This is a genomic window from Flavonifractor sp. HCP28S3_F3 (genome assembly GCF_052065355.1).
Lineage (GTDB): Bacteria > Bacillota > Clostridia > Oscillospirales > Oscillospiraceae > Flavonifractor.
Window position 1 is genome coordinate 1 of sequence record NZ_JBQHUF010000008.1, and the last position, 15991, is coordinate 15991.

At 61.2% G+C, this 15991-nt stretch carries 13 protein-coding genes; 1 reads left to right on the top strand and 12 read right to left on the bottom strand.

Going from position 1 to position 15991, the window contains the following annotated elements; translation table 11 throughout:
• From ACTNB1_RS08665 to ACTNB1_RS08675, 3 genes are all read right to left on the bottom strand, one after another.
• Nucleotides 1-1732, bottom strand: a 1732-nt coding sequence (locus ACTNB1_RS08665; RefSeq protein WP_441168871.1) for a vWA domain-containing protein, incomplete at its 3' end; no start/stop codon positions are given.
• A gap of 453 nt (nucleotides 1733-2185) precedes the next feature.
• Nucleotides 2186-2770 carry a recombinase family protein gene (locus ACTNB1_RS08670; protein ID WP_441169024.1) on the bottom strand — a complete coding sequence of 195 codons (585 nt, stop codon included), beginning with the start codon at nucleotides 2768-2770 and terminating at the stop codon, nucleotides 2186-2188.
• A gap of 1 nt (nucleotide 2771) precedes the next feature.
• Nucleotides 2772-3008, bottom strand: coding sequence for an LLM class flavin-dependent oxidoreductase (locus ACTNB1_RS08675; protein WP_441168872.1), 237 nt, complete (start codon nucleotides 3006-3008; stop codon nucleotides 2772-2774).
• A 567-nt stretch (nucleotides 3009-3575) separates the two neighbouring features.
• On the opposite strand from ACTNB1_RS08675, the gene ACTNB1_RS08680 reads away from it, so the two are divergent.
• Nucleotides 3576-4421, top strand: coding sequence for a helix-turn-helix domain-containing protein (locus ACTNB1_RS08680; RefSeq protein WP_441168874.1), 846 nt, complete (start codon nucleotides 3576-3578; stop codon nucleotides 4419-4421).
• 148 nt (nucleotides 4422-4569) lie between these two features.
• Here the strand turns inward: ACTNB1_RS08680 and rpoD are convergent, their stop codons facing one another.
• From rpoD to addA, 9 genes are all read right to left on the bottom strand, one after another.
• The gene (gene rpoD / locus ACTNB1_RS08685) at nucleotides 4570-5793 is read right to left on the bottom strand and encodes an RNA polymerase sigma factor RpoD (RefSeq protein ID WP_441169026.1); all 1224 of its coding nucleotides are present in this window, start codon (nucleotides 5791-5793) and stop codon (nucleotides 4570-4572) included.
• Between the two features lie 115 nt (nucleotides 5794-5908).
• Nucleotides 5909-7687, bottom strand: a complete 1779-nt coding sequence (gene dnaG, locus ACTNB1_RS08690; protein WP_441168875.1) for a DNA primase — start codon at nucleotides 7685-7687, stop codon at nucleotides 5909-5911.
• A 58-nt stretch (nucleotides 7688-7745) separates the two neighbouring features.
• Nucleotides 7746-8750, bottom strand: coding sequence for a deoxyguanosinetriphosphate triphosphohydrolase (locus ACTNB1_RS08695; RefSeq protein WP_441168877.1), 1005 nt, complete (start codon nucleotides 8748-8750; stop codon nucleotides 7746-7748).
• Nucleotides 8751-8845: 95 nt separating this feature from the next.
• The gene (locus ACTNB1_RS08700) at nucleotides 8846-9484 is read right to left on the bottom strand and encodes a YigZ family protein (protein WP_441168878.1); all 639 of its coding nucleotides are present in this window, start codon (nucleotides 9482-9484) and stop codon (nucleotides 8846-8848) included.
• The gene (locus ACTNB1_RS08705; protein ID WP_441168880.1) at nucleotides 9481-10014 is read right to left on the bottom strand and encodes a GNAT family N-acetyltransferase; all 534 of its coding nucleotides are present in this window, start codon (nucleotides 10012-10014) and stop codon (nucleotides 9481-9483) included. The genes ACTNB1_RS08700 and ACTNB1_RS08705 overlap by 4 nt, the downstream gene beginning before the upstream one ends.
• A 156-nt stretch (nucleotides 10015-10170) precedes the next feature.
• Entirely contained in the window at nucleotides 10171-11463 is a 1293-nt protein-coding gene (gene hflX / locus ACTNB1_RS08710; RefSeq protein ID WP_441168881.1) for a GTPase HflX, read from the bottom strand.
• Nucleotides 11464-11497: 34 nt separating this feature from the next.
• Nucleotides 11498-12001, bottom strand: a complete 504-nt coding sequence (locus ACTNB1_RS08715; protein WP_441168883.1) for a flavin reductase family protein — start codon at nucleotides 11999-12001, stop codon at nucleotides 11498-11500.
• Nucleotides 12002-12085: 84 nt separating this feature from the next.
• Nucleotides 12086-12292 carry a 50S ribosomal protein L31 gene (gene rpmE / locus ACTNB1_RS08720; protein WP_007489589.1) on the bottom strand — a complete coding sequence of 69 codons (207 nt, stop codon included), beginning with the start codon at nucleotides 12290-12292 and terminating at the stop codon, nucleotides 12086-12088.
• 118 nt (nucleotides 12293-12410) lie between these two features.
• Nucleotides 12411-15983, bottom strand: a complete 3573-nt coding sequence (gene addA, locus ACTNB1_RS08725; protein WP_441168884.1) for a helicase-exonuclease AddAB subunit AddA — start codon at nucleotides 15981-15983, stop codon at nucleotides 12411-12413.
• Between the last annotated feature and the right edge of the window lie 8 nt (nucleotides 15984-15991).

A 15991-nucleotide genomic window follows, 5' to 3' on the forward strand; every position in this document is an offset into this window, starting at 1 on the left:
CAACATAGGTAGCGTTCTCAGTCACGGTCTCTTCGACTTCAGGTTCCCAGCCAGTGAACTGATAGCCCTCACGGGTGGGAGTACCGTTGAAAGCGGGAGTCGCAGTGCCGGGCAGCACGGCGCTGGCCTGATCGGCAAAGATCTCTTCGTCAGTCACGCCGTCCGTGTAGGTCACGGAATATGCCGTGACATTGGCTTCAGGAGACTGGTCCAGCAGCGTGGGATCGACAGCTTCCCCATCTTTATCCGTATAATTGCTCAGGCCAGCCTTGCTGCCCTCGGCAGTGCTGTTTGTGGGGTAAACATGTTCACCGGCTTGCCATGCCGTGCAGGCGGCATCCGGCTTGATGGGGATCGTGACAACCAGCTTGGCACCGGAATAGGTGATAACGCCTTCCTTCGTGGTCGCTGTCACGGCGTTCTCCGTGTAATCAAAGCCGGTGACGTTGATCTTCTTGCCGATGACTTCGATTTTCGTTGTAGGCTGAGCATCCGCCTTAGCCTTTTCCCAAGTGTAGTTGCCATTTGCATCCTTACCGGTGCAGTCCCACTTTTCCGCGGTGATGGCTTTTGCTGCGTCAGTACCCTCCGGGATATCTAAAGCAAAATATTCGGACAGAGTATCGGAAAGGACCGCATCTGTACGGGCCACGATCGCCAGCGTGGAAATTTCCTCGATGATCTGCTGGAAGATGGTGTTCAGACCGCTCGAAGAATCTGCGGTCAGATAATAGCCGCCTTCTGCCGCACGGTCAAAATTCTTGGTAACCGTATATGAGATGCCAGAGTGTAAAATGCCTAAGCCAGATGTCTCACGCTTTAAACCGATCGAATCTGCATTCGGATAATTACTGGAAACCAGATTCAGGAAGCGGTTCCCGGCAGGTCGGTCAGCTTTCGGGAAATCCGTACTCGGAAACAGACCCCAGCTATCTTCTGCCCATTTCGACCCTATAGTTCCATTGCTATTCGTATCGAAGCCGCTTGCACCATACATTTCGTTTGGATTCGCGCCATTAAAGATACCAACAGTATAGATAGTAGCCCCTGTATTCTTCATGGACTTAGCCGCTGTGATTGCGCTATTGGCAACATTGGTATTAAAATCGCTTTCGGTTGTTGGCACGCCGTCTGTAAAGACGATCACGACCTTCTGACGGTCAGTGCTGGTTTGGCTGTTCACCAGCTTTTGGGCTTCCTGCATACCGGCACCAACATTCGTTGCGCCGCGGGGTTCCTGCGGCAATCCATTGATTGCATTGGTAAGCGCAGACGCGCCGGAAGCGTCCACGGCGGTCCAGCCCACCAACTGCTTTGCTTCGCTGCCGAAGGTCACAATCGCCATGTTGTGAGTACCGTCCGCAGAAGCCGCCTTTTCAATAAAGCTGTTGACCGCCTGCTTCATGGCATACTGGCGGCGTTCGGTGTCCTTACGTGTGCTATTGCCATCGAAGTCATACGCCATCGAGCCGGACTGATCCAGCACCAGTACGATATCCAAAGGCTTGGCGCTGACGGTCTGGGTCACCTCGTTCGTGAGATACGCCTCCAGCGTCAGCTCCGTCCCGGCCGCGTTGACGGATTTTTCGATGTGGACAGAGCCGTTATCCTTCTCCACAGATGTTCGGGGAGAAGCTGCTTCATCACCCGGTCCTTCCGCAAAAGCTGCCGTGGGCAAAAGCGTCACGGTCATGCAGAGGATCAGCAACAGGGATAGGATTCGCTTTTTCATTGACTTTCCTCCATGTGTTTGAAGTATCTATATGAAGCCAGCCTTGCGGCGGGACGAATTTTATCGGTGCGCAGTGTGCGTCCTTTTTGTGTCCCACTTGGCGGCGAGGCCCGGATATAGCTGCGCAAAGTTGTTGTTTTGCCTCGCTTTTTTGCCGGTGCAATAGGAACAGCCGAACTTCACCACAAAGGTGGCAGCAGGCAATAAGCCTGTTGCCATTATGAGACAGAGCAAAGTGCTTAAAATACATTTTCACATAAAACATCCTTCTCTCTGTTTTGTAATGTGTACTTTTGCAAATTCACGCACGACTCTATAACTAAGAACATTATATAGAAGTCTGGCTGGAATTTCAACAGCTTTTGTTGCTCTTCATCCAGAAATTTCTCGGTTTGGAGAAGTACACCTTTGCAAATTTAAGGCTTATTTTGTTTATTCCACATTTTCAAATTTTCAGGCTTCGCCGTAGAAGGTTCCAATGGGCATATGACAGGCGGTTGCCGCTTGTTTCAGCGTGATTTTCTTTGCCCTCCATGCCTTGTGTACTTCATAGAAGTTATCCGGCAAGGGCAGCGGTGGCCTACCAAATTTCACACCCTTGGCCTTTGCAGCGGCAATGCCCTCTGCCTGTCGCTGACGGATGTTGGTGCGCTCGTTCTCTGCCACAAAGGACAGCACCTGTAACACAATGTCGCTGAGAAATGTCCCCATCAGGTCCTTGCCCCGGCGGGTGTCCAGCAGCGGCATATCCAGCACCACGATGTCGATGCCCTTATCCTTCGTCAAAGCCCGCCATTGCAGCAGAATTTCCTCATAGTTGCGCCCCAGACGGTCAATGCTCTTGATGCAGAGCAGATCGTTTTTTTTTATTTTCCGAAACAGCTTCTTATATAGTGGACGGTCAAAATCCTTGCCGGACTTCTTGTCCACATAGATGTTTTTCTCCGGGACACCCACTTCCCGCAGAGCCACAAGCTGCCTGTCCTCGTTCTGATCTTTGCTTGATACACGGATATAGCCATAAGTAGTTCCTGCGATCTTACCTCACCTCCCGGCGCTTGACCCATACAAGGTCATACCCCAGCACATCGGCCAGCTCTACGGCCTCGGTGTACCGCAGGGAGCCTCGCCGCAGCTTGCCGGACAGGTTAGAGACGCTGCTGCTCCAGCCGTATTCGTCGGCCAGCAGCTCCACCACCTCCGTCATGGTCATACCCTCCCGGGTGATGTATGATTTCACTTCGTTGCGGCAGTTTTCTGCCTTGTTTCTGCTCATATTTACAATTCCTTTCCCTTTTTGGATTCGCTCTGTGGTAGAATGGATGTGCTGGATGGCGGCACCCATTTGCCGCAGAGCGTTGTTTGATTATGAACGGCCATCCGCTGGAATTGCCGCCCGTGTATCCTTGTTCACAAGGGCCACCTATCGTTTTTGCTGTTCCGTGTGACTTTTTGTGGTTCGGTGAAAACGCACACGGAACGGCGCACTGCGTTCGCTGTCCGGCGCATCGCAGTTTGATATGGGCAACGGCACAAAAACAGCGGGTTCTTCGCTGTTTTCACATGGTTTGAAAATAGCTGTGGTTTTTGCCGCTTTTCCCGAATGTCGTTCCTGCCCGGAGGATCGCTCCCGGCGTTCCCGTCCCCGTTGGTGCGCGGATGCATCACTCCGCCGGGGGACATATCCCATTCGGACGGTCATTCGATTTTCAAGGTTCAGGTGTTGTTACAGGTACAGTTTAACGAAAAAATGCGCTCTTTCCCGTATATCCATGAGGTCGGAAAAGAGCGCAAAACAGGGTAGATTTCCACGCTTAGAGACAGAAAGAAGGAGGGGTGCGCCATGCAGGTAAAGCTCACCATACAGGAGCGATTGAAGGATTTGCGAGTGGAACGGGGCCTGACGCTGGAACAGCTTGCGGAGCAGACCGGGCTTTCCAAGTCCGCCCTCGGCAAATATGAGGCAGACGATTTCAAGGACATCAGCCCATTCAGCATTGTCACGCTGGCGAAGTTCTACGGCGTGTCCACGGACTATCTGCTGGGTATGACAGAAACGAAAAATCACCCAGACACAGAGCTGGACGCTCTGCATCTGAGTGATGGTGCGATAGAAGTATTAAGGACGGGGATGTTTAATCACCGACTGCTGTCGGAAATGCTGTGCCACAAAGATTTCCAACGTATGATGTTAGATGCGGAGATCTATGTGGACCGGATTGCAGATATGCGGATCAACGATATGAACGCCATGCTGGAAGCAGTACGGAAGATGGCCCTGATGAAGCAGGACGGGCAGGACGATCTTTCCACCCGGACATTGGAGCTGGCCCAGGTGCGGGAGGATGATTATTTCGGTCATGTGCTTGCAGACGATCTGAAAGCGATCCTCCGTGATATTCGGGAGGAACACAGCAACGATACCACAACGGCAGACACCCCCTCCATCGCAGAGGAAGTGCAGGCCCAGTTGAAGGATTCCATGAACTTTGAGGGCAGCGACGCCGAGAAACAGGCGAGGATCTACCTTGCAACATTCGGCATTGACTACGACGCCATTACCAAGGAGCAATTTGTAAATATCATTGATGTTTTGAAGCTGTCCAAGTACATGAAAAGCTCAACCAACCAGCGTGGTAAGGCGAGGGCATACCAGCCGCATGGAAAAGGAAAACGGAAACGCAAATAAACAGAAAACCACGCCATCCTCAGCCTTTGAAGCTGAATATGGCGTGGTTTTTCGTTGACCAATCCTGTCTGACAGATGCTCATTTCGTGTTATTTGGCTAACACTGTTTTACGAACACCTGCCGTTATCCAGGCGCTCTTTTTTATACTCAGTTCAGGAAGTCCTTCAGTTTCTTGGAGCGGGAAGGATGACGCAGTTTCCGCAGAGCCTTGGCCTCGATCTGGCGGATACGCTCGCGGGTGACGTTGAACTCCTTGCCCACTTCCTCCAGGGTGCGGGTGCGGCCGTCTTCGATACCGAAGCGGAGCTTGAGCACCTTCTCCTCCCTGGGGGTGAGGGTACCCAGCACATCCACCAGCTGCTCCTTCAGCAGGGTGAAGGAGGCAGCCTCGGAGGGCTCGGAGGCATCCTCGTCGGGGATGAAGTCACCCAGGTGGGAGTCCTCCTCCTCACCGATGGGGGTCTCCAGAGAGACGGGCTCCTGGGCGATCTTCAGAATCTCACGCACCTTGTCCACAGGCATGCTCATTTCCTCAGCGATCTCCTCCGGCGTGGGATCGTGGCCCAGCTCCTGGAGCAGCTGACGGGAGACGCGGATGACCTTGTTGATGGTCTCCACCATGTGGACGGGGATGCGGATGGTACGGGCCTGGTCGGCGATGGCGCGGGTGATGGCCTGCCGGATCCACCAGGTGGCGTAGGTGGAGAACTTGTAGCCCTTGGTGTAGTCGAACTTCTCCACGGCCTTAATGAGGCCCAGGTTGCCCTCCTGGATCAGGTCCAGGAACAGCATGCCCCGGCCCACGTAACGCTTGGCGATGGACACCACCAGACGGAGGTTGGCCTCCGCCAGACGCTGCTTGGCGGCCTCGCCCCGCTTCACCAGGCGGCGCAGCTCCTTCATCTCCTCGTCGGAGAGGGTGATGCTGTCGTCCCCCTCCAGCTCAGCCAGCTGCTCCTTGGCGGCGTCGCCGGCGCCCATGTCCTGGGCCAGCTGCACCTCCTCGTCGGGGCTGAGCAGGTTCACCTTGCCGATCTCCTTCAGGTACATGCGCACAGGGTCGTCGATGCCGAAGGAGTCCACCAGGGTGTTGGGGTCCACCATCTCCTCCTCGGGCAGCTCCTCGATCTCGTTGAGCTCCTCCAGAGGGGGCATCACGTCGTCGGCCAGCTCGGGCAGATAGTCGTCGCCCACGGTGTCGATACCCAGGTTCTCCAGGGTATCGTAGATCTTGTCCATCTGCTCGCTTTCCAGGTCCAGGTTCTCCAGCACGTCCATCAGCTCGCTGGCCGACAGCTTGCCGTTCTTCTTGCCCCGCTCGATCAGCTCCGCCAGCTTCTCGGCGCCCTGGACGCCCTCTACCACCTTCATGACCTCGACCTTGCCCTGCTCCATCTTCTTGGCGTTTTCCCGGGCAAGCTTGCTCTGGTCCTCCAGGGTCAAGGTGTGTACCCTCTTACCGGTGGTCTTCTTTTCACTCATGCGGCTATCCTCCATACGCTTTTTTCTCTCTGAATTTCTCCCGCGCAGCCAGCAGCGGATCTTGTTCCGACCCGCCTCGCTTCAGCGCTTCCGTTTCTATGGTCTCTATGTAGTCCTTCAGGGCCTGTTCACTGTTGGACAGGACCTGCGGCTGATCCATGATTTCTACCAGGCAGCTCATTTCCTCCGACGTCAGCTCGCCCGTCAGGGCGGCCAACTGGAGGCTGCGCCCCTCCCGGTGCCGCTGACGGAGCAGTCCGTAGATCTTGGCCAGCACCGGCGCGGAGAACCGGTCGGGCTCCAGACCTTCCACCGATGGAAACAGGGTGGGCTCCAGCAGCAGCAGACGGAGCACGCCCTCCTCCGCCCGGGCGGAGCGGACATTCTCGTACCGCAGCTCCCGCTCCCGGGGCTGAACCCGGACCGCAGGGGTCAGGTCCCGGCGCTCCTGCCGCTTTTTGGCCTGCCAGGTGCGGTTCTTCCGGTACCGCTCCACCTCCTGGGCAAAGGCCTGGCCGGAAATACCCGCGGCGGCGGCGGCTTTGTTGCCGTAGATCTCCCGCTCGATGGGGCTTTGCAGGGCGGCCACGGTGGCCACCGCCTCCTTCAGATAGGCCAGACGGCCCTCCTCCGACGACAGGTCGAACCTACTTTGCAGGTCTCCCAGCCGGTAGTCGTTCTGACCCGCGCTGCCGTTGAGGCACTTCTCAAAGGCGGCGGGGCCGAATTTCTTCACAAAGTCGTCCGGGTCCTGCTTCAATGGCTTGCCCTCGCTGTCATAGGCGTTGGGCAGCTGGAGCACCCGCACGGTGAGGTCGGCGTTCTTCAAAATGTCCAGCACCCGCTGGGTGGACTTTTTGCCCGCCGCGTCGTTGTCGTAGCACAGCACCAGCTCCTTGGTGTACCGGGAGAGCACTCTGGCGTGCTCCTCGGTGAGGGCGGTGCCCATGGTGGCTACCACGTTGTCAAATCCCGCCTGATGGAGGGTGATGACGTCGATGTTGCCCTCCACCAGCACCAGGTTGGGCCGCTTGGTGTTCTTGGCCAGGTTCAGGGCGTAGATCAGCCTGCCCTTGTGGAACACCATGGTCTCGGGGGTATTGAGGTACTTGGCCCCCTCCTCCCCCGGCAGAATCCGGCTGGTGAAGCCCGCCACCTCACCCCGCACGTCGATGACGGGGAGCATGAGCCGGGCGCGGAATTTATCGTACACGCCGCCGTTTTTCCCGGCTACCGCCAGGCCGGCGTCGATCAGCTCCATTTTGCTGAAACCCTGGGCTGTGAGGGCTTTTGTCAGGGCGTCCCAGCTGTCCGGGGCGGCACCCAGGCCGAACCGCACGGCGTAGCGGCGGCTGATCTGCCGCTGGGCAATATAGTCCTGGACCCGCTTCCCGCCGGGGCTGTTGAGATACTCGTAATAAAACCGGGCGGCCTGCTTGTTGGCCTCCAGAATGCGGGAACGCTTCTTCCGCCCTGCCTCGTCGGTGCCGGTGTCCGGCACCTCCAGCCCCGCCCGCTGGGCCAGCAGCCGCACCGCGTCGGGAAAGGACAGGTTCTCCATCTCCATAATAAAGGAGATCACCCCGCCCCCCTTGCCGCAGCCGAAGCAGTGGTAAATCTGCTTGTCGGGCGAGACGGAAAAGGAGGGTGTCTTTTCACTGTGGAAGGGACACAGCCCCCACAGATTGCCCCCCTTTTTGGTCAGATGGACGTAGGAGGATACCACGTCGGCAATGTCGCTGCGGGCCACCAGCTCGTCAATGAATTGTTCCGGGATGGCCACCGCATATCCTCCTTCCGACTATGTTTTCCAAAAAGTCCCACATCCATACCTGGGTGGGCTATTTCACGCTCCAGGATTTGGGGATAAACAGCTCTCCGAACTGCTCCACGGCGTATTTGTCCGTCATACCTGATATGTAATCGCAGACGGCACGCTCCACGCCCTCCTCCACACGGATGGCCTGGTACTCCGGCGGCAGCTTGTCCGGGTCCTTCACATAGGCCTCAAACAGGCGGCGGAGCATATCCTGAGCCTTGCCCTCCTCCCCCTTGGCCACCGGGTTGCGGTAGACGTACTCGAACATGAACTCCCGCAGCTCGTGCATGGCGTCCCGGCAGGCGGGAGACTGAAGAATCTCGTCCTTCCCGTCGCTCTGGGTCATGATATCCACCGTCAGGGTATTGATCCGCTCCGAGTGGGTGAAGCCCAGCACCTGGGACACGGAGAGGGGGATATCCATGGGGTAGATGATCTTGCCCCGGATGGCGTCGTCAATATCGTGGTTGATATAGGCGATCTTGTCCGCCAGGCGGAGGATCTGGCCCTCCAGGGTCTCGGCCCGGTCGGGGCCGGTGTGGCACAGGATGCCCCGGCGGACCTCATAGGTCAGGTTGAGCCCTTCCCCGTCCTTCTCCAGCCGGTCCACCACCCGCAGGGACTGCTCGTTATGGGCAAAGCCCCCGGGCATGATCTCGTTGAGCACCCGCTCCCCGGCGTGGCCGAAGGGGGTGTGGCCCAGGTCGTGGCCGTAGGCCGCCGCCTCCGCCAGGTCCTCGTTCAGGTTCAGACCCCGGGCGATGGTGCGGGCGATGCGGCTGACTTCAATGGTATGGGTCATCCGGGTGCGGTAGTGGTCCCCCTCCGGCTCCAGGAAGACCTGGGTCTTGTGCTTGAGCCGCCGGAAGGCCTTGGAGTGGACGATCCGGTCGATATCCCGCTGGAAGCAGGTGCGGACGGGACAGTCCGCCATGGGACGCAGCCGCCCCTTGGACTGGGCGGACAGGCAGGCATAGGGGGACAGGATCTCCCGTTCCCGCTGTTCGGTCTGCTCTCTCAGTGTCAAAAAGGGTCACCGCCTTCCCTTTTTTCGCGCCGGTCTATCTGTCTATATACGCCCTTTCTCGGAAAAACCCTTCCTTTTCCCAAAACATTTACGATTTATTCACAATTCTTTTTGGGTACGCCCCGGAACTGCTCCCCGGCCACGGTGACGCTCAGGCCTCCGGCGGTGAGCTCGGTGAGCCGGGATGTAAAGTTTTCCACACGTTCCTCCGGCAGCAGAGCGTGAATGGTGACGTCGGCGGCGTACTCCACGTCGCCCACCACGCCGTTCTGCCCCTCCACCTCCTGGCGGACCCGCTCAAAGAAGGCATAGGGACAGGGGACGGTCACTTCCACCCACCGCCGCACCACCGAGATGCCGGCGGCGTCCAGAGCGTCCTTGGCGCCCTGGGTGTAGGCCCGCACCAGGCCGCCCGCACCCAACAGGATGCCGCCGAAATAGCGGGTCACCACGCAGCACACGTTGGTGACCTCCTCCCGCTGGAACACGTTGAGCATGGGCTGGCCGGCGGTGCCCTGGGGCTCCCCGTCGTCGGAGTAGCGCTCCACGCCGCCCTCCTTGATGCGGTAGCACCAGCAGTTGTGCCGGGCGTCGTAGTACTTCTTCTTCATTGCCTCGATGCAGGCCCGGGCCTCCTCCTCGCTCTCCACCGGCCAGACGTGGCCGATGAACCGGGAGCGCTTTTCCACCAGCTCCGCTTCCCCGGGAGCTGTGGGGATCTGGTACTCGGTCATTTCCCCTCCCACTCCCTCCTGGTGATGGCAAAGTAGTGGGCCAGCCGGGTCTCGTTCAGCTGGTCCACCGCCTCCACCCGGGACAGGCGGTAGGTCATGCCGCACTTCTGCATCACCCGCTTGGACTTGCGGTTTCCGTCATAGTAGGCCGCCCACAGAGCCTGGTAGCCAAGCGCTGTAAAGGCATGGCGCATGATGGCCTCCACCGCCTCGGGGATCAGGCCCTGGCCCCAGCAGTCCCGGGCCAGGGAGTAGCCGATCTCCTCGCTGGGGGTGCCCAGTTCAGTGCGGTGGCGGTCCACAAAGCCCGCCGAGCCGATGAGCCGGCCGTCGGACTTGCGGATGACGGCCAGGGAATCGGCAGGCTGGAAGATCTCCCGGATCACCCGGAGGCTCTCCTCCACGCTCTCGTGGGGCTTCCACCCGGCGGGAGGACCCACCTCCGGGTGGCTGGCGTAGGCGTACAGGCCCTCTGCGTCGTCTTCCGTAAAGGGGCGCAGAAGCAGGCGGTCAGTCTCCAGTAACTGCATGGCGGTTCCTCCTCATATCGCAAGCATTGAATCCCCCTCGGAGAGCGGAGGGGGTATCGCGCCGTTTACGGCGCGTATCTAGGGGGAACTGGTTCCCCCTGGAAGGCGCTGCTTGGAGCGAAGCGACGCATTTCCCGCAGAAAATGCCAGCGCCGCTCAGTCTTCCCAGAACTCCTTGGGGGGCGTCCAGCCGGAGACGATATACTCCTTCAGGCGGCCCAGCTGGACGGGGGTGCAGATGGCCTCCACCTCGATGCTCTCCCCGTAGTCCACCCGCTCCACCTTGGCCTCCCGGTGGAGCAGATCCACGATCCCGCCCTTATCGTAGGGGATGTGGAGCACTACCTTCTGGGCGCCGGTGTCCAGCCGGTCTCCGATCTTTTGGAGCAGCTCGTCCAGGCCCTGGCCGGTCCTGGCGGACACGGACACGATATCCTCTCCGTGGGGCAGGATCTCGCCGGGGCAGCGGTCGATCTTGTTGAACACGTCGATGCGGGGAGTCTGCTCGGCCCCCAGCTCCACGATCAGCTTTTCCACCACGTCGGCCTGCTCCCGCCACTCCGGGTTGGAGGTGTCGATGACGTGGAGGAGCAGGTCGGCATAGCTCAGCTCCTCCAGGGTTGCCTTGAAGGCCTCCACCAGGTGGTGGGGCAGCTTGCGGATGAAGCCCACGGTGTCGCTGAGGAGCACCGTGCAGGTGTCGCTGATCTCCAGGGTGCGGGTGGTGGTGTCCAGGGTGTCGAACAGCCGGTTGTTGGCCGGGATGTCCGAGCCGGTGAGCTTGTTGAGCAGGGTGGATTTGCCCGCGTTGGTGTAGCCCACGATGGCCACCACCGGCACCTCGTTCTTCTCCCGGCGGGTCCGCTGGGTGGCCCGCACCCGGCGCACCTGCTCCAGCTCCTCCCGCAGCTTCTGGATCTTTCTGCGGATGTGCCGCCGGTCGGTCTCCAGCTGGGTCTCACCGGGGCCGCGGGTGCCGATGGCGCCCTCCTGCCGCTCCAGGTGGGTCCACATGCCCAGCAGACGGGGCAGCAGGTACTGGTACTGAGCCAGCTCCACCTGGAGGCGGCCCTCCTTGGTGCGGGCCCGCTGGGCGAAGATGTCCAGGATCAGGGCCGCCCGGTCCAGCACCTGCACCTTCAGATCCTCCGACAGGGCACGCTGCTGGGAGGGCGACAGGGGATTGTCCACGATCACCATGTCCGCCCCCATGGCCTCCACCAGCTCCTTCACCTCGGCCACCTTTCCCTCGCCGATAAAGGTGCGGGGGTCGGGGGCGTCCTTGTTCTGGAACACGGTGCCCACGCACTCCCCGCCGGCAGTCTCCAGCAGGTCGGCCAGCTCCTCCATGGAGGAGTCGTCGGCGTTTTCCTCCCGGGACAGGCAGTGGGCGTTGAGGCCCACCAGCACTGCCCGGTTGATGGCTTTTTTCTCTTGGTTTTCTGTCATTGGTTCCTCCGCGCCGGGCTCGTGGGCCCCGGCGTCATTTCTTTTTCAGCACCGTCTCGATCTCACCGATGAAGATGCGGTGATAGTCCTTCTGGGGATACCACTTGCCGTCGATCTCCCCGTCCAGGAAGTGGGTGGGGTCCATGTCCTGCCAGTAGGCCTTCTTGCACACCAGCACCAGGTCGGCCTCGGCAAAATAGGGCGCGCCGTCCTCCGTCTCCACCGTAAAGTTACATTCCTTTACCTTGTCGATGTCCCGGCCGCTCTTGGAGCCGCACAGGTTCAGGGCCTTCCGGTACTCCTCCCCGAAGAAGCAGAGGGTGAACTTATCTTCCCGCTCCACAAATTCCAGGGTATACCGCTGGGGGCGGATATATACCGTGGCTACCGGTTTACCCCACAGCACGCCCAGGCCGCCCCAGCTGGCGGTCATGGTGTTGCACTGCTCGCGGGTTCCGGCGGTGATCAGCATCCACTGATCTCCAATCATGGAAAATACATTCTGGTCCAGGCTCTTGGGGTCGAGCTTCTCAAACATGGCGTTTCCCTCCTGTCAGGCTATTGTATGCGTGCCGGATGAAAAAGAGCCCGTACCGGCTCCGGTACGGGCTCTTTGACCAGCTTACTTCTTGTCCAGGCCGAACTTCTTGTTGAAGCGGCTGACACGTCCGCCAGTATCCACCATCTTCTGCTTGCCAGTAAAGAAGGGGTGACACTTGGAACAGACTTCAACGCGGATGTCCTTCTTGGTAGAACCGGTCTCGATCACGTTGCCGCAGGCGCACTTGATCGTAGTCTGCTCATAGTTGGGATGAATGCCTTCCTTCATGTTGTGTTCACCTCTTTCTCGTTCCGGATGAAGCGGCGCAGCAAACCTCCACGCCTTATAAACGCTAGAATATGATAGCACAAAGAAACTCCGATTGCAAGCACTTTTTTAAAAAATTTTACAGCTCCACCGCCCGGCTCAAATGGAAGAACCACAGCACCCGGCGAACCACCGGTTTTCCGGTGATCTCAGACAGGGCGTTGCTGTACGCCTCCAGCTGAGGCCGGTAGTTTTCAGCCCGCTCCCTGACGGTCTTGTCCGTCACCCGGTCGGTCTTGAAGTCCACCACCGTGATACCTTCCAGGGTTTCGAAATAGCAGTCCACCACGCCCTGGAGGAGCACCTCCTCCCCTTCTGGGGCTGTGGGGATATACTGCCGGGCGGGCACCAGGATGGAGAATTTGAACTCCCGGCGGAGGGACACCGAGGCCATCAGCTCCCGCCCCAGCTCCGACTGGAAGAAGGCGGCGATGGGCGCCGGGTCGGCGGCCTCACCCTGCTGGGGGGTGAGGAACTGCTGCTCCACCAGCCGGGAGATTTCCGCCGCCACCCCCTCCACAGTGCCCGCCTTCTCAAAGTCGATGTACTGCATCACCAGATGGAGGGCGGTGCCCTTCTGGGCGGGAGTGAGGCCCCACTCCTCGGCGGCGAACCGGGGCCGGCCGAAGGTGAAGGTCCGGGGAGGCCGGGGCGCCTGCTCCGCCGCCTCCTCGTCCAGCCCCCGCCCCTTCAGCTGGGTGGCGGTGAGCTTGGAGGGCAGCGCCTCGCTGGTCTCATAGGGATAGCGCCAGGCCAGTTTTTCCGTCAGTTCCGCCGGGTCGTGCTCCGGCTCTCCCTCCTCCGGGGTAGGGGCGGCGGCGGGATACACCCGCTCCGGCCCCTCCAGGAAGGGAGTACCGTCCACAAAATGTACGTCCCAGCCCGGGCCAAAGTCCGTGTCGGGCACCGGCACGTCGGTCTCCGCCGCCCGCCGGAGGGCTCCGGCGTCCGGGCGGCACAGGGCAGAGAGCAGCACCCACTGGCCCACGCTCTGGCAGGCCAGCAGCACCTGGGGATCCACCGGGCAGCCCGCGTCCCCCGCCAGCTTGGCCAGGTCCTTCCCCCCGCCGGTGAGGGCCACCGACAAAATCAGCTTCTCCTTGGCCCGGGTCATGGCCACATACAAAAGCCGCAGCTCCTCGGCCATCATCTCCCGCTCCAGCTGCCGGGCCACGGCGGTGCGGGCCAGGGTGGGGTACTCCACCCCCCGCTCCACATCCAGGCCCTTGGGGCCCACACCCAGCTTGGGGTGGAACAGGATGGGCCGGCTCATGTCCTCCCGGTTGAGCCGCCGGGCCAGGCCGCACAGCAGCACCACCGGGAACTCCAGACCCTTGGACTTGTGGATGCTCATGATGCGCACCCCGCCGCCGGTGCGCCCCGCACCGGGCAGGGCCAGCTTGGAGCCGTTCTCCCGCAGACGGGTCAGGTAGGTGAGGAAGCGGAACAGGCCCTTGTGGCCCGCCCCCTCGTACTGCCGGGCCAGCTCCGCCAGGGTGAGCAGGTTGCCCTGCCGGGTCTCCCCCTCCCCCATGGCGCCGAAAATGCCCAGCAGGTTGGTGCGGTCGTAGAGGTGCCAGATCAGCTCATGACTGCTCATGTCCCCCGCGCCCAGCCGCAGCCTGGCCAGCTCGTCCAGGAAGGCCCGGCAGTCCTCGCCGCCGTCGGCCTCCAGGGCGGCGTACAGGTCGGTGTCCGGGGAGGCGGCCCGGAGCTGGGCCAGCCGGTCGGCGGAAAAGCCGTACACCGGGGAGCGGAGGGCCGACACCAGGGGCACGTCCTGCCGGGGGTTGTCGATGATCTGCAACAGGGACAGGGCCACATTCACCTCGGTGGCGGCGAAGAAGTCCCCGCCTCCCTCCGCCTCCCAGGGGATGTCCTGCTCTCCCAGGGCCAGGGCGTAGTGCCGCAGCACCGTGTTGGGGGAGCGGAGGAGGATGACGATGTCGGAGGTGCGCACCGGCCGGGTGCCCCCCTCCCCGTCGGACACGGGAAAACGGGCGTCCAGCAGCTCGCGGATGCGCCGGGCGGCGAAGCGGGCCTCCAGCAGATCCCGGGCCACCTTCTCCCCCTCGTCCTCCCCGGTGACCGAGGCGTCCAGCACGTCCAGCTCCACCTGATAGGTCTGGTCGGGCGCATAGGGGGCGCCGGGATAGAGGGCCTGGTCGTCGGTATAGTCCATCTCGCCAAAGGGCACGGACATGAGGCTGCGGAACAGAAAGTTGCACCCCTCCAGCACCTCGGGCCGGGAGCGGAAGTTCTTTGACAAAATCACCCGCCGCTCTTCCCCCTCCTGGGCCTGTTCATAGGGGGTAAAGCGCCGGTATTTTTCCAGAAAGATAGTGGGGTCGGCCAGCCGGAAGCGGTAGATGGACTGCTTCACGTCACCCACCAGAAAGAGATTGGTTCCGTCCTTGGACAGGGCGGAGAAAATGGCGTTCTGCACCTGGTTGGTGTCCTGGTACTCGTCCACCATGATCTCGTCGTACCGATTGCTCCACTGCCGGGCCAGAGGGGTAGGGCGTCCGTCCGCCCCCACCAGCAGAGCCACCGCCAGGTGCTCCAGGTCGGAGAAGTCCAGCAGGCTCCGCCGCTTCTTCTCGGCGGTGTAGGCCTCCTCAAAGTCCTTAACCAGAGCGAACAGCCCACGCACCGCCGGGTGCACCGCCCGCAGGCCGTCCAGCAGCTCCGAGCCGTTCTCACAGAACCAGTCCTCCAGCTTCTCCATCCGCTTCTTGCAGGCAGTTCGGATGGCCTTCACCCGCTCGGCGGCGGCAGGGTCGTCCACCATCTTCTTCCGTCCCACCGTGGGGAACGGGATGGGCAGGGCGGCGGCAGCGGCGTCCCAGCCTGTCTTGGTACCCGCCAAAAAGGCGTCCAGGGCGGCGATGGTCTCCCCGATGCTGGGGGCGTAGTTGGCCTCCAGATTGGCGTCCCGCTCACACAGCTCCAGGGCCTGACCCATCCGCCGCCGCCAGTAGGCCGCCTGCCCGGCGGCGTCGGTCAGCAGCAGCTCTCCCCAAGGGGTACCGGCGGGGTCGGTCACCCCCTCCAGGGCGAAGGCACGCTCCTGTTCATCCAGCCAGGCCGCCGGATCCGGGTGGGCCTGAACCCGGCCCCGGATATCCAGCACGATCTGCACCAGCCGGGAGTCATCCCGCCCGGCGGACATGGTGTCCACCAGGTTTGCAAAGTCGCTGCCCTCGCTGATGTCCTCATAGCGGGCGTCCAGCACGTCATTGAGGGCGCGGAGCATCAGGATGCCCGTCTCCCCCTCGTCGCACAGCCGGAAGTCCGGGTCCACGTCGGCCTCCTGCCCCCGCTCCCGCAGCAGCTGGGCGCAGAAGGCGTGGATGGTGGAGATCTGGGTCTTGTACACCAGGGCGGCCTGACGGCGCAGGTGGCCGTCGGTGGGCCGTCTGGACAGGCGGTCGGACAGCTCCTCCACGATCCTCCCCCGCAGCTCGGCGGCGGCGGCCTTGGTGTAGGTGATGACCAGGAAGCGGTCGACGTCCGCCCCCTCCTCCACCCGGGCCAGCAGCCGCTCCACCAGCACCCGGGTCTTGCCCGACCCGGCGGCGGCGGATACCAGCAGGCCGCCGCCCCGGTTGTCTACCGCGGCCTGCTGTTCACTTGTGAGGGAAAAGGCCATGGCATTTC